Raw genomic sequence first — 26271 nt, forward strand, 5'->3', positions numbered from 1 at the left:
CTGTTGAGCGTTGAGCGCCAAAGGCGCTCAACGCTTTTTGATTGCCTTCAGCATGAAATCGGCGAGGGCGTTTGCCTGCTCAATCAGGCTTTCGCCGTGATATTGCGCGACCATGATCGGGTTGTGAAACTTGACCATGGCCGCGATCATCACCGCGGCCGTCCCTTCGATATCGTCGATCTCGAATTCGCCTTTCCTCACGCCATCTTCAAGGATCGAGGCGAAAATGCTGATGAGCACCTTCTCGTGGCGGGCCACGATGGGCCAGCGCTCGGTAGTGGCAGCGACGACCGTTTCGTGGACCTCGCCGTTTCGCGTGTATCGATCGCGATTGAACTCATGCACCCCGACGATGAATTCCCGCACCCGGGCTGACGCACAGGATGGCTGGCGGGCAATGGCACGGGCATTGTCTTCGGCAAGCGCGAGCCAGATTTCCGACACAGCCTCAATCAAGGCGGCCTTTGTCGGAAAGAACCGATAGATATTCGCGGGCGACATGCGGCAATGCTTGGCTACGTCGGCCACCGTCGTCTTGATATGGCCGTGACGCTGAATCTGCGCCGACGCCGAGGCGACGATGCGATCCCGCGTGTCCTCCATGACACTCATTGAGCCATTCCTCCCCAGTAACGGCTGATAAAATCGATCAGAACGCCATAACGCCACAAAGGCAAGGGCTTAAGGAGCTTTTGTGTTCCATTGTGACCGCCTGAGGCGTCACGTTGAGTATTGACAAAAAACGAATATTATCAGTCAATAGCCGTAGAAAATTAGAACACACATTTCAGTGTAGAGTATCAGAGGGAGGTTTCATTCGATGAAGGTGTCGAAACTCGCCATCGCGCTCGCAGTTTGCGCGCCGGTGGTAGCGAATGCCGCTGTGCCCGAGGGGCAGGCGAATCGTCTTGGTAATGATCTGACGCCCATCGGCGCAGAAAAGGCCGGCGAAGGCGATATCCCGGCCTGGACGGGCGGGTTGTCCTCGGTTCCGAGCAATGTGAGCTACAAGCCGGGTCAGCATGTTGCCGATCCCTTCGCCAGCGACCCGATCAAATACACGGTCACGCCGGCCAATGCGGACAAGTATTCCGCCATCCTCACCGATGGTCAGAAGGCCCTGCTGAAGACCTATCCGGACTACAAGCTGAACGTCTATGAGACGCGTCGCAGCTGCGCCTATCCGGAAAAGGTCTACGCGGCCACGAAGAACAACGCCAAGGTCGGTGAACTCATCGGCGGCGGTTCGGGCGTTGGCGGCGCGATCATGGGCTTCCCGTTCCCGGTTCCGAACAATGCGTTCGAAATCATGTGGAACCACACGCTGCGTTATCGCTCGTTCAAGCTGACGCGGCAGTTTGCGGCGGCGGCAGTGACGCGCGGCGGCGACTACACGCTGACGATCGTTCAGGACGAAGCACTCTTCCCCTGGTCCGACCCGACGAAGACGAAGGCTGAAGAGCTCAACAACATTTCGCTCTACTACCTGTCGAACACGATCGCTCCGGCACGTGAAGCTGGCAACGTCATCCTCGTGTACGATGCCCTCAACGCGACGCTCAATGGCGGCCGTCAGGCCTGGCAGTACAGCCCCGGCACGCGCCGCGTTCGGCGCGCTCCGAACATCGCCTACGACAATCCCGGCACGAACTCGGACGGTCTGTCGACCTCTGATGCCTTCGACGGCTACAACGGCGCGCTCGATCGTTACGACTGGTCGGTCATCGACAAGAAGCCGATGCTGGTTGCGGCGAACTCCTTCAAGACCGATGCGATCAAGTACAAGGACTTCCTGAAGCCCGGCCACGTCAACCAGGACGCGGTCCGGTACGAAGTCCACCGCACGTGGAACTTCGAAGCGAAGCTGCGCCCCAACACGCGCCACGTCTATGCCCGTCGCGTTTATCACAACGACGAAGACTCGTGGCAGGTCTCGGCCGCCGAGCTCTATGACGGTCGCGGTCAGCTCTGGCGCGTCCAGGAAGTCCAGCAGATCCCGCACTACGAAGTTCCGCTCTGCGGCACGGGTGCCGAGATCGTCTACGATCTGCAGGCGGGCCGCTATCTCGCGCTGGCCATGCAGAACGAAGAGCCGGCGGTGAACTACTTCGCCGACGAGCTCGATGCGAGCCGCTATACGCCGAACGCCATCCGGCAGTTGGGCGTACGGTAAGTTCCCTCCACGATCTTGCCGTTAAACTGGACTGCGTCGCCGAGGCGACGCAGTCCTTTTTTATGCGTTGCTATCACGGCGTTGGGGTGCTCTCGCGAGCGCTATTGACGAGGGGAATCCCTCTGTGATTCCTTGTTGTTCATGAAGGAAATGGGCTTGATTCGAACGAGAGAACCGCTCCGCCTGCGCCATGCGCTGGTGCCGCTCGTCTGCGCCATCGTCATTAGCTATTTCGCCTACCACGCGGTTTATGGGCGCCACGGCTTCATCGCCTGGCTGAGCCTTCAAAATCATGTCGACACGCTCGATCAGCAGCTTGCCGAGGTGCGCAGCGCCCGCGAGCAGCTTGACCGGCAGGTGGCGCTTCTGAGGACCGGCAGCCTCGATCCCGACCTTCTCGATGAACGCGCCCGGGCGACCCTCGGCTTTGCCAATCCGAACGACATCGTGATTTTCCGCGATCGTTCCGCCACCGGCACCGCGCAGCAGAAGCGCTAACCCATTGGCGCCAAAGGTCGATTAACCGAAACTAGGTTAATCTTCGTTTTCTGGTTTGAAATCAAACATTTACGTTGCGAGTCTAGTATTCTGCTTCGGCGGTGAGCTCGAGCGCGGATCCATTTCTCCGCTCGCGGGTTGCCTCTCCTGAACCTGAAGCGGAAGACAAGATGGCCACCAAACCGAAACGACCTGCGAAGCAGGCGAGCGCCAAACCAGCCGTCCGACCAGCAGCAAGCAAGAAGTCCGCGAAGACCGAAGGTCCGCCACCGCTTTCGCGCGAGGAGGATCTCAAGGCCTATCGCGAGATGCTGCTGATCCGTCGCTTCGAGGAGAAGGCGGGGCAGATGTACGGCATGGGGCTGATCGGTGGCTTCTGCCATCTCTATATCGGCCAGGAAGCTGTTGTTGTCGGCATTCTCGGCGCCGCGAAGGAAGGGGACCAGATCGTCACCGGCTATCGCGACCACGGCCACATGCTCGCCTGTGGCATGGATGCCAAAGGCGTCATGGCGGAGCTGACGGGGCGCTCCGGCGGCTATTCGCACGGCAAGGGCGGCTCGATGCACATGTTCAGCGTCGAGAAGCGCTTCTATGGCGGCCACGGCATCGTCGGCGCGCAGGTGCCGATTGGGACTGGCCTTGCCTTTGCCAACAAATATCGCGGCAACGATCATGTAAGTCTGACCTTCTTCGGCGACGGCGCGGCGAACCAGGGGCAGGTCTATGAGAGCTTCAACATGGCAGAGCTCTGGCGGCTGCCAGTCATCTATGTGATCGAGAACAATCAATATGCGATGGGCACTTCCATCGCGCGCGCCTCTGCGCAGACCAATCTTTCCAAGCGTGGCGTCAGCTTCAACATTCCCGGCGAGCAGGTGGACGGCATGGATGTGCGCGCGGTGCGCGCCGCCGCCATCAAAGCAGCGGAATGGTGCCGGGCGGGCAACGGGCCCTACATTCTTGAGATGATGACCTATCGCTATCGCGGCCACTCGATGTCCGATCCGGCGAAATATCGCGCCAAGGAAGAAGTGAACAAGATGCGGCAGGAGCATGACCCGATCGAGCAGGTCCGGCACCGGCTGCTTGAGGGCGGTATGACAGAGGATGATCTGAAGGAGATCGACAAGGACATCAGGGCGACCGTCAACGAAGCGGCCGAGTTCGCGCAGTCGAGCCCGGAACCCGATCCGTCGGAACTCTGGACGGATGTGTTGGCCGACAAGGATCATACGGCGGTGAGGGCCTGACCATGGCGACGAATATTCTGATGCCCGCCCTCTCCCCGACGATGGAAGAGGGCACGCTGGCAAAATGGCTTGTGAAGGAGGGTGACGAGGTTCGCTCCGGCGACGTCATTGCCGAGATCGAAACCGACAAGGCGACTATGGAGGTCGAGGCGGTCGATGAAGGCCGCATCGCGAAGCTCGTCGTTCCCGCTGGCACCGAGAACGTGAAGGTGAACAGCGTCATCGCTGTGCTGGCGGAAGAAGGCGAGAGCCTTGCCGCGACGCCAGCGCTGCAAGCGCCCGCCGCTGCGGACGAGGCGCCGAAGCCGGTTGCGGCTGCTGCTATGGCCGAGTCGGCTGCGCCGAAAGTTGTGTTTGATGTAAAGGCCGATCCCGAAATCCCGGCAGGCACCGAATTCACGACCATGACGGTGCGCGAGGCGTTGCGCGACGCCATGGCCGAGGAGATGCGCCGCGATCCGGGCGTCTTCGTCATGGGCGAGGAAGTGGCGCAGTATCATGGCGCTTACAAGGTGACACAGGGGCTGCTCGAAGAGTTCGGACCGGTTCGCGTGTTCGATACTCCGATTACGGAGCATGGCTTTACGGGTCTCGGTGTCGGCGCGTCCTTCGCGGGGCTTCGTCCCATCGTCGAATTCATGACCTTCAATTTCGCCATGCAGGCGATGGACCAGATCATCAACTCCGCCGCCAAGACGCGCTACATGTCGGGTGGCCAGATGGGCGCGCCCATTGTGTTCCGCGGGCCCAATGGCCCGGCGGCTCGCGTCGCCGCACAGCACAGCCAGGATTATACGTCCTGGTATGCTCATATTCCCGGACTCATCGTCATCGCGCCTTACTCGGCGGCGGACGCCAAGGGACTTCTCAAGGCAGCGATCCGCGATCCAAATCCGGTGATTTTCCTCGAGAATGAAATTCTCTACGGCAAGAGCTTCGAGGTGCCGAAGCTCGACGATTATGTGCTGCCCATCGGCAAGGCGCGCGTGCTGAAGGAAGGCACGGACGTCACCATCGTTTCGCATAGCCACGGTCTCGTTTATTGCATCGAGGCGGCGGAAAAGCTCGCGGCGCAAGGCATCAATGCCGAGATCGTCGATCTGCGCACGATCCGGCCTCTCGACATCGACACGGTCGTCGCTTCGGTGAAAAAGACGAACCGTCTGGTGACCGTCGAAGAGACCTGGCCCGTCTGCGGCATTGGTGCGGAGATTGCCGCGCAGGTGCAGGCCAAAGCCTTCGATTGGCTCGATGCTCCGATCCTGCGCGTGACGCAGAAGGATGTGCCGATGCCCTATGCGGCCAATCTCGAAAAGCTTGCGCTGCCGAGCGCGGATGAGGTGGTAGAGGCGGTGAAAGCCGTCTGCTACCGCTAAAGGGAGCGCGAATATGCCGATACCCATTCTGATGCCCGCGCTGTCTCCGACGATGGAAGAGGGTAAGCTCGCCAAGTGGCATGTGAAGGAGGGTGACAAGGTCTCCTCCGGCGATGTCATTGCGGAGATCGAGACCGACAAGGCGACCATGGAGGTCGAGGCGGTGGACGAAGGCCGCATCGGCAAATTGCTGGTGGCGGAGGGTACGGAGAATGTGCCGGTGAACAAGCCCATCGCCATTCTGCTTGGCGAGGGTGAGGATGTATCCGCTTTGAAAGATGCGCCCGCCGCGCCCACCGCGCCGCATTCAAAGGTCGAGGCGCCGAAGCAGGACGCGGCTCCAGTCGCGCCACAGCCCGTCGTGCCCCAGCCCGCCGCTCCGGCGGCAAAGGCGCCTGCACCGCACGAAGCCGGTGCGCGTATCTTTGCCTCGCCGCTCGCAAAGCGGATCGCGAAGGAGAAGGGCGTCGATCTCGCCGTTTTGACGGGCACCGGCCCGCGCGGGCGCATCGTGAAGGCCGACGTCGAAGGCGCCAAGCCCGGTGCGGCCGCTCCGCGTGCGGCGGTGCAGGGGGCGGCACCGGCAGTGGCCGGTCCAGCAATCGACCCACGCGCCTTTTACGAGGCGGGCTCCTATGAAGAAGTTCCGCTCGATAGCATGCGCCGCACGATCGCGCGCCGTCTGACGCAGGCGATGCAGGAGATCCCGCATTTCTACCTGACCATCGACTGCGAGCTCGACGAATTGCTGCGTGTCCGCAAGCATCTGAACGAGACCGGCGGCGTCAAGCTCTCGGTCAACGACTTCCTGATCCGGGCCTCGGCGCTCGCCTTGATGAAGGTGCCCAATGCCAATGTGAGCTTTGCAGGCACGGCGCTCCTGAAGCACAAGCATGCCGATATCGGAATTGCCGTCGCGCTCGACGGCGGCCTCATCACGCCGATCATCCGCCATGCGGAGACAAAGGGTCTGGCCGAAATCGCGGCGGAGGCGAAGGAGCTTGCAGAACGGGCGCGGACGAAGAAGCTGAAGCCGCAGGAATTCGAAGGCGGCAGCTTCTCGATTTCCAATCTCGGCATGTTCGGCATCAAGAACTTCACGGCGGTCATCAATCCTCCGCAGGCAGCGATCCTTGCTGTCGGCAAGGGAGAGGAGCGTGCCGTGGTGCGCAATGGCAAGATCGAGGCGGCAACAGTGATGACGGTGACCATGTCCTGCGATCACCGCGCCATCGACGGCGCGCTCGGCGCGCAGTTCCTCGAAGCCTTCAAGGCTTTCGTCGAATATCCGCCCTCCATGTTGCTTTAAGGAATCCGAGCGATGGCCGATACCAATTACGATCTCGTCATCATCGGCTCCGGCCCCGGCGGCTATGTCGCTGCGGTGCGCGCCGGCCAGCTTGGACTCAAGACGGCAATCGTCGAACGCGACGCGCTTGGCGGCATATGCCTCAACTGGGGCTGCATTCCGACCAAGGCGCTGCTGCGCTCGGCGGAGATCTATCACATGCTGCACCGGCTCGAGGAGTTCGGCATCAAAGCCGACAATATCTCGTTCGATGCCGCAGCCGTGGTGAAGCGTAGCCGCAAGGTGGCTGAGACGCTGTCCAACGGCGTCAAATTCCTGATGAAGAAGAACAAGGTCGATGTGATCGAGGGCGTAGGCAGGCTGGCCGGCGCGGGCAAGGTTGCCGTCGAGGGCAAGGCTGGCAAGAGCGAACTCACGGCAAAGAACATCATTCTTGCAACCGGTGCCCGGGCACGCACGCTTCCGGGACTGGAGCCCGACGGCAAGCTTGTCTGGACCTATCGCGAGGCGATGGTGCCGCCTGCCATGCCTAAGTCGCTTCTGGTCATTGGCTCCGGCGCCATCGGCATAGAGTTCGCCAGCTTCTACCGCGCATTCGGTGCCGAGGTGACGGTGGTTGAGGTGATGGACCGCATCCTGCCGGTCGAGGACGCTGAAATCTCCGAGCTGGCCGCTAAGGCTTTCAAGAAATCGGGCATGACGATCCTGACCTCCGCCAAGGTCGAAAAGCTCGACAAGGGCGCGGGCAGCGTTACCGCGACGATTGTGACAAAGGACGGGAAGTCGCAACAGATAACGGCCGAGCGGGTGATTTCTGCGGTCGGCATTACCGGCAATGTCGAGAATCTGGGGCTGGAAGCGGCAGGCGTGAAGGTCGAGCGCGGCCATGTCGTGGTCAATGAATGGCTGGAGACGGGCGTAAAGGGCATCTACGCCATTGGCGATCTGGTCGGCGCACCCTGGCTCGCGCACAAGGCGATGCATGAGGGCGTGATGGCGGTGGAGCGGCTGGCGGGGCTCAAGGAGCTTCACCCGCTTGATGTCACCAAAGTGCCGGGTTGCACCTATTCATATCCGCAGATCGCCAGCGTCGGCCTGACAGAGGCCAAGGCGGGCGAAGGCGGGCGCGAAATCAGGGTTGGGCGCTTTCCCTTCCGCGGCAATGGCAAGGCCATCGCACTCGGCGAGCCGGATGGGCTCGTCAAGACGATCTTCGATGCGAAGACCGGGGAGCTTCTGGGCGCCCATATGATCGGCGCGGAGGTGACAGAACTCATTCAGGGCTATACGGTTGCGAAAACCCTGGAAGCAACCGAAGCTGAACTCATGCAGACGATTTTCCCGCATCCCACCCTCAGTGAGACGATGCATGAGTCTGTGCTTGACGCTTTCGGTCGCGCGCTGCACATCTAGCCGCCATTATGTGGGAAATTTTTTCAAGCCCGGAAAACTGGGCGAGTCTGCTGACGCTGACGGTTCTCGAGATCGTGCTCGGCGTCGACAATCTCATTTTTCTTTCGATTCTTGCCTCCCGTCTCCCGATTGAGAAGCGGCGGGTTGGACGCCGTCTTGGCTTGGGCGCCGCACTCATTACCCGCCTTGGACTGCTTGCCTCGGTCGCCTGGATCGTCACGCTGAGCCAGCCGGTCTTCACCGTGCTCGATCTGGCGATCTCATGGCGCGACATCATCCTGGGGGTCGGTGGCTTGTTCCTGATCGCCAAGTCGACGCTCGAGGTGCATCACTCGGTCGAAGGGGGAGATGAGTTCGGCCCGAAGGAAAGCGCCAAGGTTCCCGGCCTCTGGTCGGTCGTCGCCCAGATCGCCGTCATCGACATCATCTTCTCGCTGGACACCGTGATGACGGCGGTCGGCATGTCCGATCATTTCCCGATCATGGCTTTCGCGGTTATCGCGGCTGTTTGCGTCATGTTGTTTGCCGCCGAACCGCTGAGCCGGTTCGTCGATGCACATCCGACCGTCAAGATGCTGGCCCTGAGCTTCCTTATCCTGATCGGCGTTTCGCTGATCGCGGATGCGCTGCACTTCCACATCCCGAAGGCCTATCTCTACTTCGCGGTTGCCTTCTCCATCGGCGTCGAGTCGCTCAACCTCTGGGCAACCAAGCGGCTCAATGCGAAGCGGGCGGCAGCGAAGCGAACGGTGGAATAGAATGAGCCTTGCAGCAGGCATGGCGAGCGGCGGTCCAAAGAACGCTATCGTCATTCTGCTCGATAGCCTCAACCGGCACATGCTCGGCGCCTATGGTGGAACGGAGTTCGCCACGCCGAACGTCGATCGCTTCGCTGCTCGCGCGACGCGCTTCACGAAGCACTATACTGGCTCGCTACCCTGCATGCCCGCGCGGCATGACATTCTCTGCGGCGCGCTCGATTTCCTCTGGAAGCCCTGGGGCTCCATCGAGCTTTGGGAAGATGCGATCACCTATGAGCTTCGCAAGGCGGGCGTCGTCACACAGCTCATTTCCGATCACCCCCATCTCTTCGAGACGGGCGGCGAGAATTTCCATGTCGATTTCACTGCCTGGGACTATCAGCGCGGCCATGAAGGCGATCCCTGGAAGACGCGGCCCGACCCGAGCTGGACGGGCGCGCCGAGCCTTTTCCGGCCGCCCATGCCCTATGACAATTCGCGTGGCTATTTCCGCGGCGAGGCCGATTTTCCGGGCCCGCGCACCATGGCGGCGGCGGCCCGTTGGCTCGATGAGAATGCGGGTTGTCACAAGCGCTTCATGCTCTTTGTCGACGAGTTCGATCCGCACGAGCCATTCGATACGCCAGAGCCCTATGCCTCGATGTACGACGCTGATTGGGACGGACCGAACATCATCTGGCCGCCTTACATGCAGGGCGCGATTGCCAAGGGCGTGTTGAGCGAAGCGCAGGCGCGCCAGCTTCGCGCGTCCTATGGCGGCAAGCTCACCATGATCGACCACTGGTTCGGGAAGATACTCGACACCATGGATCGCCACGGGCTATGGGACGACACGGTGTTCATTCTTTGCACCGATCACGGCCACTATCTCGGCGAGAAGGACATATGGGGAAAGCCCGGAGTACCGGTCTACAACCCGCTTGGTCATATTCCGCTGCTTATCGCGCATCCCGGTGTCGCGCCCGGCACTTGCGATGCGCTGACCACGAGCGTCGATCTGTTCGCCACGCTGGCCGATCTCTTCGGCGTCAAAGTGCGGCAGAAGACGCATGGACAGTCGCTGTTGCCTCTGCTGCGCGGAGAGACAGCGGAAATCCGTGACTGGCTGCTTACCGGCGTCTGGGGCCGCGAAGTGCATCTCGTAGACAAGCGCTACAAATATGCGCGCGCGCCCAGGGAGGCCAATGCGCCGCTCACCATGCTGTCTAACCGCTGGTCGACAATGCCGACGCATTTTCTGAACCGCGAGCAGGAACTTCCGTTACCGGACGATCGGGCATTCCTTGCGAAGATGCCCGGCAGTCAGGTGCCAGTCATCCGGCAGGACTGGCAGCAGGGCGACATGCTTCCCTTCTGGGCGGCGGCAAAATTCACCGGAAATCACCTCTACGATCTCGATGAAGATCCGGGCGAGGAGCGCAACCTCGCGGGCGCTGCCGCAGAGCGCGACATGGCCGAGCGGCTTCGTGCCATTTTGGAGGAGCTTGAGGTCCCGGATAGTCAATTTTTGAGACTTGGTCTCACTTGAGTGGCCGCGCGCTAGGAATTGATTAACTCTCCCCTTTCACAATTGCTGGCAAAGGGGGCGACATGCTCAGGGAATCGGCACAAAAGGCGAAGGCCGTTGACTACGACGTTGTCGAAGTCGATGCGCCGGTGCATCCGATGAACCGGGTGCTGCTCGCATATTGGCAATCGAAGATGAGCCCGGACGGTATCGTGCGCCGCGGCGCCATAGATCCCTTCGACGTCAGGCAGACGCTAGGCGGCATCTTCATCGTCGAGCCGGTAGATGAGGGCCGCGATCTTCTCTACCGCCTGGTCGGTAGCGCGAATGAGCTTCGGCTTGGTCTCAAATGCACTGGACGCCGCTTTACCGAGTGCTATGGCACCCGCATGGCTGCCGACCAGATTGTCTTCCATAATCGGGTCTTTGCTGCGGGCAAGCCGGCCTTTCTGCGCGGGCGGCTGATGGGTCTCGATGTCGAGCATGCCGATTTCGAGGCGTGCTACCTTCCGATGAAGACGGATGACGGACGGAACCAGATCATGGGCGGCCTGTTCGACATGGCTGAATAGGGCGGCATGATCTGAATCCGGATTCATGCCGGATTTGCTTGAATCGGCTTTCCTGTCTATCCATGTTGAAGACGAAATGCGGGGCAGGCCCCGCGACAGGATTTCGGCAGCATGGCCATCATCATCGATACGCTCAAGGAAGAGGGTTCCGGCTCCAGCGGGAAGCCGCGCCCACGCCATCCGGAAAAGGCCAACAGGCCCGATACGCCAATGTTGCGGAAGCCCGAATGGATCAGGGTCAAGGCGCCGGGTTCGCCCGTCTATACGGAGACGAAGCGCATCGTCCGCGATAACAGCCTCGTCACCGTCTGCGAGGAAGCGGGCTGCCCCAATATCGGTGAGTGCTGGTCGAAAAAGCACGCGACCATGATGATCATGGGCGACACATGCACGCGCGCCTGTTCCTTTTGCAATGTGAAGACCGGCTTGCCGGGCGCGCTCGATGCGGATGAGCCGGAGCATGTGGCCAATGCCGTCGAGAAGCTCGGTCTTCTGCATGTCGTCATTACATCGGTCGATCGCGACGATCTCGCCGATGGCGGCGCGCAGCATTTCGTTGAAGTGATCCAGGCAATCCGCCGCCGCTCGCCCGCGACGACGATTGAAATTCTGACGCCGGATTTCCTGCGCAAGGAAGGCGCGCTCGAAAAGGTCGCCGCGGCGCGGCCCGATGTCTTCAACCACAATCTCGAAACCGTGCCGCGCCTCTACCCGACCATTCGTCCGGGTGCGCGCTATTTCCATTCCCTGCGTCTCCTTCAGCGCGTGAAGGAAATCGATCCCTCGATTTTCACCAAGTCCGGCATCATGGTGGGGCTTGGCGAAGCGCGCGAGGAAGTGCAGCAGGTCATGGACGACATGCGCTCTGCCAATATCGACTTTCTCACCATCGGCCAGTATCTTCAGCCGACGCGCAAGCATGCGGCGGTCGATCGTTTCGTCACGCCGGAAGAGTTCAAATCCTATGAGACGATTGCGCGGACGAAGGGCTTCCTGCTTGTGTCCGCCAGCCCGCTGACGCGCTCGTCCTATCATGCGGATTCGGATTTTGCGCGGCTGCGCGAGGCTCGCAACGCGCAGCTCGCGCGGGCTTAAGGGTTCCGATGCCGACGACAAATCAGACGCAGGATGTGCCCTATGGGGCGGATGAGATGTTCGCGCTTGTCGCGGAGATCGAACGCTATCCCGAATTCCTGCCCTGGTGCGCGGGCGCGCGCATTCGCAAGCGCGAGCGAGCGGGCGACAAGGAAATCGTCACCGCCGATCTCATCGTCGCCTACAAGGTTTTCCGCGAGCAGTTCACAAGCCGCGTGACGCTCGATCCCAAGGCGCGGAAGGTCGATGTGGAATATGTGCAGGGGCCGTTCAAGAATCTGGTGAACAAGTGGGAATTTGAGCCGCTTCCCGACGGCGGCTCGTGCATTCACTTCTTCATCGACTTCGAGTTCCGCAGCGCGACGCTGCAAGCGCTGATCAGCGGCTTTTTCACCAAGGCCTTCACGCGCATGATGCAGGCCTTCATCGACCGGGCGGACGTGCTGCACGGGAAGCCCGCGCTGCCGCAGCAGGCATCCGACTGATCAGATCATCCGCTGGAGAAGTTCGAGCGCGATCTCGACGCTCTTGAGGCGAATTTCCTCGCGGCCGATATCGCCGAAGCGCTGAACTTCATGGATGATGCTGCGCCCGCGCCGTGCCGCACCGAAATGGACGAGGCCGACAGGTTTCAGCGCCGTGCCGCCGCCGGGCCCTGCGACGCCTGTGACCGATACCGATATATGGGCGCGCGAATTGTTCAGCGCGCCTTCGGCCATCGCTCGGGCGACGGGTTCGCTCACCGCGCCGAAATCGGAAATGAGATCGCCGGGTACACCGAGCGCATCGCGTTTCGCCTCATTTGAGTAGACCACGAAGCCGCGCTCCACAACATCCGACGAGCCCGGAATTTCCGTCAGCAGTGCGGCGATGAGCCCGCCTGTGCAGGACTCGGCCGTCACGATCTTGAGCTTTGCCTCACGGCAGTCACCAAGCAGAAGTTCCGCACGCTGAACGAGTGGACGTGGAAATATCGACATCAGAGCGCCCCGGTGAAATAACGAATGAGGAGGATGGCGAGGATCGCATAGACAGCGGCCACGATATCATCAAGCATAATGCCGGGTCCGCCTTTGAGCCGGGCGTCGGCAAGGCTGACGGGCCAGGGCTTCACGACATCGAAGAAGCGGAAGAGCAGGAAACCCGCACCCCACGCGACGGGTGCCAGCGGGAGAGCCGCCAACACCAGCCATTGCGCGGCAACCTCGTCGATCACGACTTCCGAAGGATCTTCCGTGCCCTTCGCGGCCGCATAGCGCGAGGCCGCGGGAATGCCGATGACGAAGGCGAGCGCGGCGCCAATGATGAGTGCCAGAGGCCCGCCGAGCCACGCGAGAAACAAAGCGGGCGGGAGTGCTGCGAGCGAGCCCCAGGTGCCCGGCGCCTTGGGCATGAGACCTGACCCGAACCATGTCGCGATGAGCGCCACCGGATCGGCGAAGCGGAGGCCGGCGGGAAGCGGCGTAAGCTTCATCATGCGCCGAAACGTAGATTGGCGAGCGCCTGCGCGGCAAGGCCCTCGCTGCGGCCTGTGAAGCCCAATCCTTCCGTTGTCGTCGCCTTGACGCTGATGCGCGAGACGTCGATGTGAAGGATGTGGGCAAGCCGCTCGCGCATCGCGTTGCGCCACGGCCCGATTTTCGGGCGCTCGCAGATGAAGGTCACGTCGATGTTGACGATGCGCGCACCTGCGCGGGCTGCGAGTTCGGCGGCATGCGCGAGGAAGCGGTCCGACGATGCGTCCTTCCATTGCGGATCGCTCGGCGGGAAGTGCTGGCCGATATCGCCCTCTCCGATCGCGCCGAGGATCGCGTCGGTGAGCGCATGGAGCCCGGCATCGGCGTCGGAATGGCCGACCAGCCCATGAGTATGCGGAACGCGAACGCCGCAGAGCATCACATGGTCACCCTCGCCGAAGCGGTGCACGTCATAGCCGGTGCCGGTGCGGTATTCCGCCGTGGCTTCGAGCAGGCGCTCGGCGCGGGAGAGATCGTCGGCGCTGGTGATCTTCATGTTGGTTTCGTCCCCCTCGATCATCACGACCTCGATGCCTGCGGCGGCGGCCACCGCGACATCATCCGTCATCTCGCCGCCTGCCGCTTGCCTGTGTGCGACGAGGATGGCCGGGTAGCGGAAAGCCTGTGGCGTCTGTGCCCGCCAGAGACCGTCGCGCGGGACCGTTTCGCCTGCAAGGTCCGCAATTGTCCGCCTGATCGTATCGGTGACGGGAAGGGCCACCAACGCGCCTGCATGGGCATCCAACGCCTCGATGCTGCGGGAGATGATGGCTGGGCTCACGAGAGGCCTCGCGCCATCATGGATGAGGACGCGGGCGGGGCTCAAAGCGGCCAGAGCCTCGAGCCCGAGCAGGACGGAAGCCTGCCGCGTGGAGCCACCCGAACAGGGCTCCAGAAGCTTCGGTAGGCCCGCCGCTGCCTTGTCGTAAGCGTCCCGGTCGTCGGGGTGTATGACCGCCAGAACCACGTCTATGCCGGGATGCCGGGCGAAGGCGCCGAGCGTCCGGCGAAGCACCGGTTCGCCCGCCAAAAGGCGGTATTGCTTGGGCGCGCCGGGGCCGGCGCGCGTTCCCCGGCCCGCCGCCACGATGAGCGCGGCAACAGTCATATGGCTCGTTTACGCGGGCGGCGGCACCACGTGCAAGATCGAAATGAAATCCTCTTGCAGCGCACAAAAACCGGAGTTAATCTGACTAAAGTTTGTGCAAGTCTATTTGGTGCCTAAATTTTGTCCATCGCGGTCGGTTCTCATTATCTCCGCACTCCTGTTCTGCTAGCACCCATGGCTGGTGTGACGGATCTGCCCTTCAGGCGGGTCGCGCATCGGCTTGGCGCCGGCCTTGTCGTGTCTGAAATGGTGGCAAGCGACGAACTGGTCCGGGCGCGGCCCGATGTGGTGCGCAGGGCGGCGGGGGCGGGTGAAGTGGAACCGCTGGCGATCCAGCTGGCAGGCCGCGAGGCGCATTGGATGGGCAAGGGCGCGGCCATCGCCGAGGAGGCGGGCGCCGACATCATCGACATCAACATGGGTTGCCCGGCCAAGGCGGTCACCAACGGGCTTTCGGGCTCAGCGCTGATGCGCGACCTCGACCATGCGCTGACGCTGATCGAAGCCACGGTAGGCGCGGTCTCGGTTCCGGTGACGCTCAAGATGCGGACGGGCTGGGACGACGAGACCCGCAATGCACCAGAACTCGCGAAGCGGGCCGAGGCGGCAGGCGTGAAGATGATTACGGTTCACGGACGGACGCGCTGCCAGTTCTACAAGGGCCGCGCCGACTGGGGCTTCATCGCCCGGGTTCGGGAGGCAATCTCCATTCCGCTCATCGCAAATGGCGACGTGACGAGCGTGGAGGATGCACGAGCCATTCTCGATGCTTCGTGCGCGGATGGAGTGATGATCGGCCGTGGAGCGCAGGGGAGGCCCTGGTTTCTCGCGCAGGTCGCGCATTATCTCAAGACCGGCGAAAAGCTTCCCGCGCCCTCATGGGCCGAACAGGGCCGTATCGTGGACGCGCATTACCGCGACATGCTTGCGCATTACGGCGAGGGGCTGGGTCTGCGCGTCGCCCGCAAGCACCTCGTCTGGTACCTCGAGGAAGCGTCGCGGATATTTCCCGAAGAGGCTATGACGACGAAGAAAGACGTCGTGCGCCTTCATGACACGCAAGCAGTGCTTGCCCGCGTGGCCGAGTTCTACGCGCGCGCCGCAGATCAATTCGACAGTGAAAGAGAGGCCGCATAATGGCGCAGAGCGCGATACAGACGGCGACGGGCCTGAAGCCCGACTCGGCAGCGATCCTCAATGCCATGCCGCATCCGGTGCTGATGGTCGATCGGGATATGCGCATCGAATATGTCAACGACAGCGCGGAGCAATTCTTTGCAGCCAGCGCCTCGGTGTTGATGCGCCACTCGCTGAACGATTTCGTGGCCTTCGGCAGCCCCGTGCTTGCGCTGATCCAACAGGTGCATGAGCACGGCGTTTCGGTCAACGAATATGGCGTCGAGATTGGAACGCCGCGGGCGGGGGATCGCGCCGTCGATATTCAGGTAACGCCGGTCGGCGAATATCCCGGCCATGTTTTGCTGATTCTTCAGGTGCGCACCATGGCACACAAGATGGACCGGCAGCTCACGCATCGCGGCGCTGCGCGTTCCGTCACCGGCATGGCGGCGATCCTTGCGCATGAGATCAAGAACCCGCTGTCGGGTATTCGCGGTGCGGCGCAGCTTCTCGAACTCAACGCGCCGCCGGAAGACCGGACGCTGACGCGGCTCATCTGCGACGAGACGGATCGCATCTGCAAGCTTGTCGATCGAATGGAAGTCTTTTCCGACGAGCGGCCCGTGCCGCGCGAGCCGGTCAACATCCATGTCGTGCTCGGCCATGTGAAGCAGCTCGCCCAGACGGGCTTTGCCAAGGGCATCAAGATCGCCGAGGAATACGACCCCTCGCTGCCGCCAGTGCTGGGCGACAAGGATCAATTGATCCAGGTCTTTCTCAACCTAGTGAAGAATGCGGCCGAAGCGATCGGCAAGCCGGATGGCGAGATCGTGCTGACGACGGCCTACAGGCCGGGCGTGCGCCTCTCCATGCCGGGCCGGCGCGACCGTGTGAGCCTGCCGCTTGAGATCTGCGTCATCGATGACGGCCCCGGCGTGCCGGAGGATTTGATGCCGCATCTCTTCGACCCATTCGTCACTACCAAATCATCGGGAACGGGCCTCGGTCTCGCACTTGTCGCGAAGATTATCGGCGATCATGGCGGCATCGTGGAATGCGAGAGCCAGCCGCGCCGCACCGTCTTCCGCGTTCTTTTGCCAATGCACACTGGCGAGGCCCTGACGCCCGCCAATTCGAAGTAGGAGTAGCCTTCCATGCCGAGCGGCACAATTCTTCTCGCGGACGACGATGCGGCGATCCGCACCGTGCTCAACCAGGCCTTGGGACGTGTGGGCTATGATGTGCGGGCGACGAGCAACGCGGCGACGCTGTGGCGCTGGGTGGCGCAGGGCGATGGCGACCTCATCATCACCGACGTGGTGATGCCCGACGAAAATGCCTTCGACCTCATTCCGCGCATCAAGCGCGCGCGGCCGGAAATTCCGATCATCGTGATGAGCGCGCAGAACACGCTCAAGACCGCGATCACGGCGGCGGAGCGCGGCGCCTATGAATATCTGCCCAAGCCCTTCGACCTCAATGAGCTGATCCGCGTCGTCGACCGCGCCATGACCGCGCCACGTGAAAGCGCCGTACCTCGCCATTCCGTGCAGGACGAGGAAAAGATGCCACTCATCGGCCGCTCGCCGGCGATGCAGGACATCTACCGCGTACTGGCGCGCCTGATGCAGACGGACCTCACCGTCATGATCTCGGGCGAGAGCGGCACCGGCAAGGAGCTCGTCGCCCGCGCGTTGCATGAATATGGCAAGCGCCGCAACGGGCCTTTCGTCGCGATCAACATGGCCGCCATTCCCCGCGAGTTGATCGAAAGCGAACTCTTCGGCCATGAGAAGGGCGCTTTCACTGGCGCGAGCCAGAGGGCCACGGGCCGTTTTGAGCAGGCCGAAGGCGGCACGCTGTTTCTCGATGAAATTGGCGACATGCCGATGGAGGCGCAAACGCGCCTTCTGCGCGTGCTTCAGCAGGGGGAGTATACGACCGTCGGCGGGCGCACGCCGATCAAGACCGATGTGCGCATCGTCGCGGCGACAAACCGTGATCTCAGGCAGCTCATCAATCTTGGCCTTTTCCGCGAGGATCTGTTCTTTCGTCTGAACGTCGTGCCGATCCGCCTGCCTCCATTGCGCGAACGCGCGGAGGATATCCCGGATCTCGTCCGCCATTTTCTCGATCAGGGCGAGGCCGAAGGGCTTCCGCCCAAGACCATCGACAGCGAGGGCATGGAACTGCTCAAGCGTTATCGCTGGCCCGGCAATGTGCGTGAGCTTGAAAATCTCGTCCGACGCCTCGCCGCGCTTTACACGGAGGAGATGATCGGCGCCTCGGTTCTGGAAACGGAACTCGCGGAGCCAGATTTCAGCCGCCCGACCGAGCAGGCGCCGAGCGACGAGCCGCTTTCCGCTTCGGTGGAGCGCGCGCTCAACAGGCTCTTCGCCCAGCATGGCGACGCGCTGCCGCCTCCCGGCCTTTATGATCGCATCCTGCGTGAGGTCGAGAAGCCGCTCTTCGGCATGACGCTGGCAGCGACGCGCGGCAACCAGATCAAGGCCGCGCATCTTCTTGGCATCAACCGCAACACGCTGCGCAAGAAGCTGAAGGACCTCGACGTGCAGGTGATCCGGGGACTGAAGTAATTCAGTCCGCCGGGCGCGGGGCGGTCGCCATATCTTCCTGAGCTGCGGGCTTTGCCGCCGTCGCCATGTCGGTGAAGCGGATTCCCGCGGCCAGCGCGGCGATGAAGACGAGCGCTCGCGGTTCGAAACTCGTCAGTAGCGTGAGGCCGGGGCCGGGGCAGATGCCGCTGAGGCCCCAGCCGATGCCAAACAAGGCCGCGCCGATAACGAGCCGGGAGTTGATGCGGAAGCGATCAGGAAGGTCGATCGCGCCGCTCAGGGCAGAGCTGCGATGGCGCCTCGCATAGGCAAAGGCGGGTGCCGCGACGAGGATGGCGCCTCCCATGACGAAGGCGAGGGCCGGATTCCACGTTCCTGCGATATCGAGAAAATCCGTCACGCGCTGCGGGTCGACCATATGTGACACAATAAGGCCGAGCCCGAAGATGAGGCCGAACAAGGCGGAGGTGACCATAACAGCCAGCGAGCGGCCAAAGCTTGAAACGCTCATGTCAGAACCCCACCGGCAGGTGGAGATGGCGGACTGCATAGACAGTCAGCGCGGCAACAAGCATGAAGGTTCCCGTCGCGACGAGCGATCGCCGCGAGAGGTTTGAGAGTCCACAAACGCCATGGCCGCTCGTGCAGCCGCCCGAAAGGCGGGTGCCGATACCGACCAGAAGGCCTGCGATGGCGAGTGTGACGAGGCCTGCCTGATGATGTGGCGCCGGTACCTCGATCTTGGCGAGCGGCGCGACCAGAGGCGCGGCGATCAGACCGGCAAGGAATGTCCAACGCCAGAGTCCGGGCTGGCCGGCCAGGGCATTGCCGAATATTCCGCTGATACCTGCGATGGAGCCGTTGACCAGCAGCATCCCGGCGGCAGCCAGTCCGATGAGTGCGCCGCCGGCGGCAGCCGTTGCGAAGATTTCCATAAGAGAACGCGTCCTGCTTTCCGAGCTTCAAGCCCGACGCTGTGCCGGCCGAGACTTCGCTGGGATGGATTTTTACTTGCCACCGCCAAAGCTTGCGGGAGCGCCCGCAGTTGCGGGTGACGTTGACCATGCAAACATACACCGCCGCCGATCTGTGCGCACGCAGGTCAAGGTTACCCCGCTGACTGAGCCGTTGGCCCTGAATCTGGCGGTCGGGCGCCTTTGTGCGAATAGTTGTAAACACGCCACATTGTGGTTGCTGGGCCGCGATTCGCAGGCCAGAATGCCGTCTGAACCGATTTTTCGTGGCAGATTGGGCACAGGCGACGCATGGCGCCGCATTTCGCCGGACGGCGGAAGGCTCGGTCAGTGCCGCGGGCGAGGACCCCACCGGGCATGACGGCAACGGATCAATCGACCAGGAGAAGCTGGGACAGCCGGCTCTGGGGCCTTATGTCCCGGCGCGGCTTTTCGGGCGCGCTCGCGGTCGGCCTCGTCGTGGCGGCGCTCGTTCTCGGCTCCTTCACCTATCTGACGCTCACCGGCCTGACACCGCTTCGCCCGGGTCGGGTGCTGGTCATCGTGCTGCTTCTCAGCAACATGAGCATCGTTCTGATCCTCTTCGCGCTGATCTGCTGGCGGGTGGTCCGGCTCATCATCGCGCGGGTCAGCGGGGCAGCAGGTGCGAAGCTCCATGCGCGGCTGGTGGCCATGTTCGCCGTGGTGGCGATCATGCCTGCGATCATCGTCGCGGTCTTCGCGGCGGTGACCCTCAACCGGGGTCTCGACGCCTGGTTCAGCGAGCGTACGCAGACCATCATTTCGAACGCCCAGACGGTTGCCGAAGCCTATCTGGATGAGCATCACCATGTGCTGCGCGGCGACGCGCTGGCGATGGTGACCGACCTTGACCGCGCCGCGCCTTATCTGGCCTCAAACCCCGAACGCTTTCAGCAGCTCGTTGCGACGCAAGCCGCACTTCGCTCGCTGCCTGCGGCCTACGTCATCAATTCCAAGGGCCGGCTGCTCGCCAAGGTGACGGCGAGCGTCGCGCCAGACATGGGGCTGCCGCTGCCCGAGCAGTTCGAGAAGGCGGATAAGGGCGAGGCCGTGCTCTGGACGGTGCAGCAGCATAACCAGATCCGGGCGCTGGTGAAGCTGAGTTCGCTGGAGGACACCTATCTCTATGTCGGACGCTTCGTCGACGCCCGTGTACTCGAACATCTGGCGCAGACCCGCGAGGCGGTGGACGAGTATCAAAGCCTCGAGAAGCGTCGTATCACCTTTCAGGTCACATTCGCGTTGATCTATGTGGCGATGGCGCTGGTGACGCTGCTGGCCGCCATCTGGCTCGGCCTCTGGGCCTCGAACCGCATCATCGATCCGATCGGCAAGCTGGTGCAGGCGTCGGAGCGTGTGAGTGCCGGCGATTGGGGCGCTCGGGTGGAGCCCGGCGAAACGGGCGACGAACTCGACGTGCTCTCCAACGCCTTCAACCGCATGACGAGCCAGCTCGAAAACCAGCGCAAGGAACTGGTGGACGCGAACCATGAGCTCGATCAGCGGCGCCAGTTCACGGAAGCGGTGCTTTCCGGCGTCAGCGCCGGCGTCTTCGGCCTCGATTACGAAGGTCATATCAACCACGCAAACAGGGCCGCGCTGCGCTTCTTCGGCAAGGTTGCCGACGCGTTGGTCGGCCGCGACATTGCAGCTGCAATCCCCGAAATGGCCGCGGTGGTGCGCGAGGCACAAGCTCATCCGGATCGGCGCGCGCAAGCCCAGGTCGTGCTCATGCGTGAAGGGCTGGAGCGGACACTCAATATCCGCGTGACCAGCGAGTTGACGGAATCGGCGCTGGGCGGTTTTGTGCTCACCTTCGACGACATCACAGAGCTGGTACGCGCGCAGCGCACCTCCGCCTGGGCGGACGTGGCACGGCGCATCGCGCATGAGATCAAGAATCCACTGACGCCGATCCAGCTCTCGGCGGAACGGCTTCGCCGCAAATACACGAAGGAGATCCATACCGACCCGGAAGTCTTCCAGCAATGCACCGACACGATCATTCGGCAGGTGACGGATATCGGGCGTATGGTGGATGAGTTCTCCTCCTTCGCGCGGATGCCGACTGCGCATATCAAGCCGATCGAGATCAACGAGATCGTGCGGCAGGCGGTATTCCTTCAGCGCGTGGCACAGCCGGATATCGACTACCAACTCGACATGTCGTCGGATCCGGTGGTGCTCGATTGCGATGGGCGCCTCGTCAGCCAGGCGTTGACCAACATCCTGAAGAATGCCGCCGAGGCGATCAGGGGACAGGAGCCTGAGGCGGAGGAGGAAGGCGCCGCGCATCGGGAGGGCCATCTCGGTCGCATTCACGTCGCGCTGGTGCCGGCGCTGGAGACGGTGTCGATCGTGGTGACGGATTCGGGCTGCGGGCTGCCGCAGACCGACCGGGCGCGCCTTACCGAGCCCTATATGACCACGCGCGCAAAAGGCACCGGCCTTGGCCTCGCGATCGTGAACAAGGTGATGGAAGACCATGGTGGTTCGTTGCTGCTCAGTGACGCGCCGGCGGCGGAGGGCTGGGAGAGCGGAGCGCGCGTGACGCTCGTCTTCCCGCGGCTTCACGGCGACGCAGAGCAGCCGGAAGCAATCGAGACTACGACAGAGAACGAGGCGGTAAATGGCATCTGACATTCTCATTGTCGATGACGAGGCGGATATCCGCGAACTCGTTGCGGGTATCCTGAACGACGAGGGTTATGACACGCGGGTCGCAGGAGACAGCGACAGCGCGCTTGCGGCCATCGAAGCGCGGCGGCCCGGCCTCGTGGTTCTCGATATCTGGCTGCAGGGAAGCCGCCTCGACGGGCTCGAAGTTCTCGACGCCGTGCATGAACGCCACCCGGACCTGCCCATCGTCATCATCAGCGGCCATGGCAATGTCGAGACGGCTGTTTCGGCGATCAAGAAGGGGGCCTACGACTTTATCGAAAAGCCGTTCAAGGCCGACCGCCTGATCCTCATCATTCGTCGCGCCATTGAGGCCTACAAGCTGAAGCGCGAGAACGACGAACTGCGAACCCGAGTCGGTGACGACACCACGCTGATCGGCATGTCGGCCACCATGGCGCAGGTGCGCCAGACCATCGACAAGGTGGCGCCGACGGGCAGCCGCGTGCTCATCACCGGCCCCTCCGGGTCCGGCAAAGAGATTGTGGCGCGGCTTCTTCACGCGCGCTCGCGCCGCGCGGAAGGTGCCTTTATCGCCATCAACACGGCGACCATGGCGCCTGAGCGCATGGAGATCGAGCTTTTCGGCACCGAAGCGTCATCTGCCGGCCCGCGCAAGGTCGGCGTTTTCGAGCAGGCACATGGCGGCACGCTCTTTCTCGACGAAGTGGCGGAAATGCCCATCGAGACGCAGAGCAAGATCCTGCGCGTTCTCGTCGACCAGACGTTCGAGCGCGTGGGCGGCGGGCCGAAGGTGAAGGTCGATGTGCGCGTCGTCTCGTCGTCGAGCCGCGACCTTCAGGATGAAATCTCGAAAGGGCGCTTCCGCGAGGATCTTTATCACCGGCTCAACGTCGTGCCGATCCATGTGCCGCCGCTCTCGGCGCGGCGCGAGGACATTCCGATGCTCGTTGATTATTTCATGGCGCAGCTCTCGCGCTCGACGGGCCTGCCACCTCGCCGCATTTCGGAAGACGCGATGGCCGCGCTTCAGGCGCATGATTGGCCGGGCAATGTCCGTCAGCTTCGCAACAATGTCGAAAGGCTGCTCATCCTGACCTCGGGCGATCCGAGTGCGGTTGTTACTGCCGATATGCTGCCGGCGGAGGTCGGCTCCTCGGCCCAGATCACGGTCAATGGTTCGGGCGGAGAGCACATCATGGCCCTGCCGCTTCGAGAGGCGCGCGAGACTTTCGAACGCGAATATCTGATGGCCCAGATCAGCCGCTTCGGGGGCAACATCTCGCGCACGGCGGCCTTCATCGGCATGGAGCGCTCGGCGCTGCATCGCAAGCTGAAGTCACTCGGCGTTGCGACGACGTCGCGTGCCGATCTGCCGATCTGACGCCAGAGCAGGAAGCGCATCTTGTCACGTATTGCCTATGTCAACGGCCGCTATGTCCGCCACGCGGATGCGGGCGTCCATATCGACGACCGCGGCTACCAGTTCGCCGACGGCGTTTATGAGGTCTGCGGCATTCGCGGCGGAAAGCTTATGGACGAGGAACTGCATCTCGCCCGCCTGCAGAGGTCGCTTGCGGAATTGCGGATCGCGAGCCCGATGCCGCTTTCCGCGCTGCGTCAGGTGCTGCGCGAAGTGGTGCGGCGGAACCGGGTCGAGAACGGCCTTGTCTATTTCCAGGTGACGCGCGGCGTTGCGCCCCGCGACCATCCGTTTCCCGCAGGCCCGGTGAAGCCATCGCTGGTGATCACAGCCAAGCGGCTCAATATGGCGCGCATCCAGCAATCGGCGGAAAAGGGCGTTGCCGTCGTCACCATGCCCGATCTGCGCTGGGCGCGGCGCGATATCAAGTCGATCGCGCTCCTGCCCAACATCCTCGCCAAGCAGGCGGCGCGGGAGGCGGGTGCCTATGAGGCCTGGCTGGTTGATGCCGAAGGCTACGTCACCGAAGGCTCCTCGACCAATGCCTGGATCGTGGACAAGTTCGGCCGGCTCGTCACGCGCTCGACCGGGCCGGAGATCCTCTCCGGCATTACCCGGACCGTGCTTCTCGAAACGGCGAAGCGGGAAGGGATCGAGATTGTCGAACGCCCCTTCACACCGGATGAGGCGAAGTCGGCGCGCGAGGCATTTATCAGCGCATCCTCAGCGGTCATCATTCCGGTCGTGCGCATAGACGATACCGCGATCGGTAACGGCGCGCCCGGATCGATCACGCTGCGGCTGCGCGAAGCCTATGCGAAGGTCGGAGTGCTGAGCTAATTCGGCCATTTGGGGCATTAGCGAGAAAAAAGTGAGGAGAAGTCGCCGTTTGAGTGTTTTCGCACTTGCAGCATTTTGGAAATAGAACAGATTAGAGGGGTCCGCACCTCGCGACCCTCCGGGGCAGAGGCAAAGCCATTGAGGTCGGCCGCTGCGGCCGTGTCGACCCGGCCAAATTTTACAAATGGGGTTTACCCATGAGCGAGAAGACCCATAACTTGCAGGATACGTTCCTGAACTATGTTCGTAAGAACAAGACGAACCTCACGATCTTTCTTGTGAACGGGGTGAAGCTTCAGGGCGTGGTAACCTGGTTCGACAACTTTTGTGTGTTGCTGCGTCGCGATGGCCACTCGCAATTGGTCTACAAGCACGCCATATCGACGATCATGCCTTCGTCGCCCGTGCAGCTTTTCGAGCCGGGAGCGAATGGCGAGGAGGCTTAAGGCCCTTTCTTGACCGATCAGGATAATGCAGGCGGCGATACGAAGCGCCGCGAACAGAGCCGTTCCGCGAACGCCGCCGGCCATGAGGCGCGGCGCATGCCGACGCGCGCCTTCGTGCTGGTGCCATGGCTCAAATCCGCAGAACTCGATGCGAAGCGGAAGGGGCAACCCTTCCGCTCGCAGACGGCGCGACTGGAAGAGGCGCTGGGCCTTGCCGCCGCCATCGACCTCAATCTGGTGGGTAACGCCATAGCCGTGGTCTCCGATCCGCGCCCGGCAACGCTGATCGGCGAGGGCAAGGTCGAGGAGCTGAAAGGCCTGCTCGAGGAGCTGGAGGTCGAGCTCGTCATTGTGGATGGACATCTTTCGCCCGTTCAGCAGCGCAATCTCGAACGTGCCTGGAAGGTCAAGATTCTCGACCGCACGGGCCTCATCCTCGAAATCTTCGGCGAGCGAGCGCACACGCGTGAAGGCGCGCTGCAGGTCGAGCTCGCCCATCTGAACTACCAAAAGAGCCGTCTCGTCCGCAGCTGGACCCATCTTGAGCGTCAGCGTGGTGGCTTCGGCTTCCTTGGCGGTCCAGGCGAAACCCAGATCGAAGCGGATCGGCGCATCATCATGGAACGCATCACCAAGATCGAGCGTCAGCTCGAAACGGTGAAGCGGACGCGCGAACTCCATCGCAAGACGCGGCGCGAGGTGCCTTATCCGGTCGTGGCACTGGTCGGCTACACAAATGCCGGCAAGTCGACGCTTTTCAACCGCGTGACGGAAGCCGGCGTCTTTGCCGAGAACCTGCTCTTCGCGACGCTCGATCCCACCATGCGGGCCGTGTCGCTGCCGAGCGGGCGGAAGATCATTCTATCCGATACCGTGGGTTTCATCTCCGACCTGCCGACGCATCTCGTCGCAGCCTTCCGCGCGACGCTCGAAGAGGTGCTTGAGGCGGAGGTTATCCTGCATGTGCGGGACGCCTCGCATGAAGAAAGCGACATTCAGAAGCATGATGTCGAGGTCGTGCTGGCATCGCTTGGACTTGCGGGCGAAAAGGCCGAGGAGCCGCAACGGCCCATTATCGAGGTTCTGAACAAGATCGATTGCCTGCCACCGGAGGCGCACGACGCCGTGGTGAATGCCGCCGCGCGCGATCCGCTGACGGTTGCCGTCTCAGCCTTGACGGGCGAGGGCACGGCAACGCTGTTGACGCTCATCGACAAGCTCGTCGTCGACAAGGGGCTTTCAGTCCGTATCATCGTGCAGCCGGACGAGGGTGCACTGATGGCATGGCTTCATGAGCATGGGCAGGTGCGCAAGCGCGTGAGCGAGGAGGACGGCACGACAGTGCTCGATGTAAACCTCTCCGAAGCGGAGTTCGGGCGGCTTGAAAAGCGCTATCCTGAGCTCAAGGGGCGCGTCGAACCCGTTATGGCGCACGCGGCCGAATAAGCATGAGCAAGCTTGCCGAAGAAGTCGCTGCCCTGATGCGAGAAGTCGCGGCGCTCGAAATCATGCCGCGCTTCCGGGCGTTGAAGGATGGCGAGGTCGAGGAAAAGTCCAAGGGCGACTATGTGACGATACCGTTGAAAAACTCCGCCATTGCTGTCGCATGGGCGCGCGTGATTCAATCCTCTGACCGATTTGCGGAGGATT

The 26271-nt window shown here is 62.4% G+C and carries 25 protein-coding genes and 1 pseudogene; 20 read left to right on the plus strand and 6 right to left on the minus strand.

All coding sequences use genetic code 11. From position 1 onward, the window contains the following. Positions 1-27 precede the first annotated feature (27 nt). On the minus strand, positions 28-612 hold the full coding sequence (locus F2P47_RS12980; RefSeq protein WP_152216795.1) for a TetR/AcrR family transcriptional regulator: 585 nt from the start codon (positions 610-612) through the stop codon (positions 28-30). Positions 613-820: 208 nt separating this feature from the next. On the opposite strand from F2P47_RS12980, the gene F2P47_RS12985 reads away from it, so the two are divergent. From F2P47_RS12985 to F2P47_RS13035, 11 genes are all read left to right on the plus strand, one after another. Next, a complete protein-coding gene (locus F2P47_RS12985; protein ID WP_152216796.1) occupies positions 821-2173 on the plus strand; it encodes a DUF1329 domain-containing protein in 1353 nt (450 codons plus the stop codon). A 156-nt stretch (positions 2174-2329) separates the two neighbouring features. After that, positions 2330-2671 carry an FtsB family cell division protein gene (locus tag F2P47_RS12990; RefSeq protein ID WP_185681102.1) on the plus strand — a complete coding sequence of 114 codons (342 nt, stop codon included), beginning with the start codon at positions 2330-2332 and terminating at the stop codon, positions 2669-2671. Between the two features lie 170 nt (positions 2672-2841). Next, the gene (pdhA, locus tag F2P47_RS12995) at positions 2842-3924 is read left to right on the plus strand and encodes a pyruvate dehydrogenase (acetyl-transferring) E1 component subunit alpha (protein WP_152216798.1); all 1083 of its coding nucleotides are present in this window, start codon (positions 2842-2844) and stop codon (positions 3922-3924) included. 2 nt (positions 3925-3926) lie between these two features. Then, positions 3927-5300, plus strand: a complete 1374-nt coding sequence (locus F2P47_RS13000; protein WP_152216799.1) for a pyruvate dehydrogenase complex E1 component subunit beta — start codon at positions 3927-3929, stop codon at positions 5298-5300. A gap of 13 nt (positions 5301-5313) precedes the next feature. Then, the gene (locus tag F2P47_RS13005; RefSeq protein ID WP_152216800.1) at positions 5314-6609 is read left to right on the plus strand and encodes a pyruvate dehydrogenase complex dihydrolipoamide acetyltransferase; all 1296 of its coding nucleotides are present in this window, start codon (positions 5314-5316) and stop codon (positions 6607-6609) included. Positions 6610-6621: 12 nt separating this feature from the next. Continuing rightward, a complete protein-coding gene (gene lpdA / locus F2P47_RS13010; RefSeq protein WP_152216801.1) occupies positions 6622-8022 on the plus strand; it encodes a dihydrolipoyl dehydrogenase in 1401 nt (466 codons plus the stop codon). Positions 8023-8030: 8 nt separating this feature from the next. Then, positions 8031-8780 carry a TerC family protein gene (locus F2P47_RS13015; RefSeq protein ID WP_152216802.1) on the plus strand — a complete coding sequence of 250 codons (750 nt, stop codon included), beginning with the start codon at positions 8031-8033 and terminating at the stop codon, positions 8778-8780. 1 nt (position 8781) lies between these two features. Continuing rightward, on the plus strand, positions 8782-10311 hold the full coding sequence (locus tag F2P47_RS13020) for a sulfatase (RefSeq protein WP_152216803.1): 1530 nt from the start codon (positions 8782-8784) through the stop codon (positions 10309-10311). 62 nt (positions 10312-10373) lie between these two features. Further along, complete coding sequence (locus tag F2P47_RS13025; protein WP_152216804.1) at positions 10374-10862, plus strand: PAS domain-containing protein; 489 nt, start codon at positions 10374-10376, stop codon at positions 10860-10862. Between the two features lie 111 nt (positions 10863-10973). Next, positions 10974-11957 (plus strand): lipoyl synthase, encoded by a 984-nt coding sequence (lipA, locus tag F2P47_RS13030; protein ID WP_152216805.1) that lies wholly within the window; start codon positions 10974-10976, stop codon positions 11955-11957. A gap of 8 nt (positions 11958-11965) precedes the next feature. Then, a complete protein-coding gene (locus F2P47_RS13035) occupies positions 11966-12442 on the plus strand; it encodes a type II toxin-antitoxin system RatA family toxin (RefSeq protein WP_152216806.1) in 477 nt (158 codons plus the stop codon). On the opposite strand, the gene F2P47_RS13040 is transcribed toward F2P47_RS13035, so the two are convergent. Genes F2P47_RS13040 through F2P47_RS13050 form a run of 3 tightly spaced genes read right to left on the minus strand, consistent with a single transcriptional unit; the run spans position 12443 to position 14582 of the window. Beyond that, a complete protein-coding gene (locus tag F2P47_RS13040) occupies positions 12443-12937 on the minus strand; it encodes a CinA family protein (protein WP_152216807.1) in 495 nt (164 codons plus the stop codon). It lies immediately after the preceding gene. Further along, positions 12937-13434, minus strand: coding sequence for a phosphatidylglycerophosphatase A family protein (locus F2P47_RS13045; RefSeq protein WP_152216808.1), 498 nt, complete (start codon positions 13432-13434; stop codon positions 12937-12939). The genes F2P47_RS13040 and F2P47_RS13045 overlap by 1 nt, the downstream gene beginning before the upstream one ends. Beyond that, positions 13431-14582, minus strand: a complete 1152-nt coding sequence (locus tag F2P47_RS13050; protein ID WP_152216809.1) for a bifunctional 2-C-methyl-D-erythritol 4-phosphate cytidylyltransferase/2-C-methyl-D-erythritol 2,4-cyclodiphosphate synthase — start codon at positions 14580-14582, stop codon at positions 13431-13433. The genes F2P47_RS13045 and F2P47_RS13050 overlap by 4 nt, the downstream gene beginning before the upstream one ends. A 126-nt stretch (positions 14583-14708) precedes the next feature. On the opposite strand from F2P47_RS13050, the gene dusB reads away from it, so the two are divergent. The 3 genes from dusB to ntrC are packed head-to-tail and all read left to right on the plus strand — an operon-like array spanning position 14709 to position 18298. Next, on the plus strand, positions 14709-15719 hold the full coding sequence (gene dusB / locus F2P47_RS13055) for a tRNA dihydrouridine synthase DusB (RefSeq protein WP_422561294.1): 1011 nt from the start codon (positions 14709-14711) through the stop codon (positions 15717-15719). Beyond that, positions 15719-16843, plus strand: a complete 1125-nt coding sequence (locus tag F2P47_RS13060; RefSeq protein ID WP_152216811.1) for a two-component system sensor histidine kinase NtrB — start codon at positions 15719-15721, stop codon at positions 16841-16843. Before dusB ends, F2P47_RS13060 begins: the two co-directional genes overlap by 1 nt. Positions 16844-16855: 12 nt before the next feature. Then, a complete protein-coding gene (gene ntrC, locus F2P47_RS13065) occupies positions 16856-18298 on the plus strand; it encodes a nitrogen regulation protein NR(I) (RefSeq protein WP_152216812.1) in 1443 nt (480 codons plus the stop codon). 1 nt (position 18299) lies between these two features. On the opposite strand, the gene F2P47_RS13070 is transcribed toward ntrC, so the two are convergent. Both F2P47_RS13070 and F2P47_RS13075 read right to left on the minus strand, forming a co-directional pair. Further along, positions 18300-18788: a DUF6691 family protein gene (locus F2P47_RS13070; RefSeq protein WP_204886687.1), complete on the minus strand. Its 489-nt coding sequence runs from the start codon at positions 18786-18788 to the stop codon at positions 18300-18302. A 1-nt stretch (position 18789) separates the two neighbouring features. Beyond that, positions 18790-19212 carry a YeeE/YedE family protein gene (locus F2P47_RS13075; protein ID WP_152216813.1) on the minus strand — a complete coding sequence of 141 codons (423 nt, stop codon included), beginning with the start codon at positions 19210-19212 and terminating at the stop codon, positions 18790-18792. A 396-nt stretch (positions 19213-19608) separates the two neighbouring features. Between F2P47_RS13075 and F2P47_RS13080 the strand changes: the two genes are divergently transcribed. From F2P47_RS13080 to F2P47_RS13105, 6 genes and pseudogenes are all read left to right on the plus strand, one after another. Next, positions 19609-21912 (plus strand): sensor histidine kinase NtrY-like, encoded by a 2304-nt coding sequence (locus tag F2P47_RS13080; RefSeq protein WP_185681103.1) that lies wholly within the window; start codon positions 19609-19611, stop codon positions 21910-21912. Next, entirely contained in the window at positions 21902-23296 is a 1395-nt protein-coding gene (gene ntrX, locus F2P47_RS13085) for a nitrogen assimilation response regulator NtrX (protein ID WP_152216815.1), read from the plus strand. Before F2P47_RS13080 ends, ntrX begins: the two co-directional genes overlap by 11 nt. 21 nt (positions 23297-23317) lie before the next feature. Next, a complete protein-coding gene (locus tag F2P47_RS13090; RefSeq protein WP_152216816.1) occupies positions 23318-24175 on the plus strand; it encodes a D-amino-acid transaminase in 858 nt (285 codons plus the stop codon). Between the two features lie 197 nt (positions 24176-24372). Then, entirely contained in the window at positions 24373-24621 is a 249-nt protein-coding gene (gene hfq, locus F2P47_RS13095; protein WP_152216817.1) for an RNA chaperone Hfq, read from the plus strand. Between the two features lie 96 nt (positions 24622-24717). After that, positions 24718-26067 carry a GTPase HflX gene (hflX, locus tag F2P47_RS13100; protein WP_152216827.1) on the plus strand — a complete coding sequence of 450 codons (1350 nt, stop codon included), beginning with the start codon at positions 24718-24720 and terminating at the stop codon, positions 26065-26067. Between the two features lie 2 nt (positions 26068-26069). Next, positions 26070-26271, plus strand: a pseudogene (locus tag F2P47_RS13105) (hypothetical protein); the annotation flags it as partial.

Origin of the sequence: Parvibaculum sedimenti (assembly GCF_009184905.1) — a bacterium.
In the GTDB taxonomy this organism is placed as follows: Bacteria; Pseudomonadota; Alphaproteobacteria; order Parvibaculales; family Parvibaculaceae; genus Parvibaculum; species Parvibaculum sedimenti.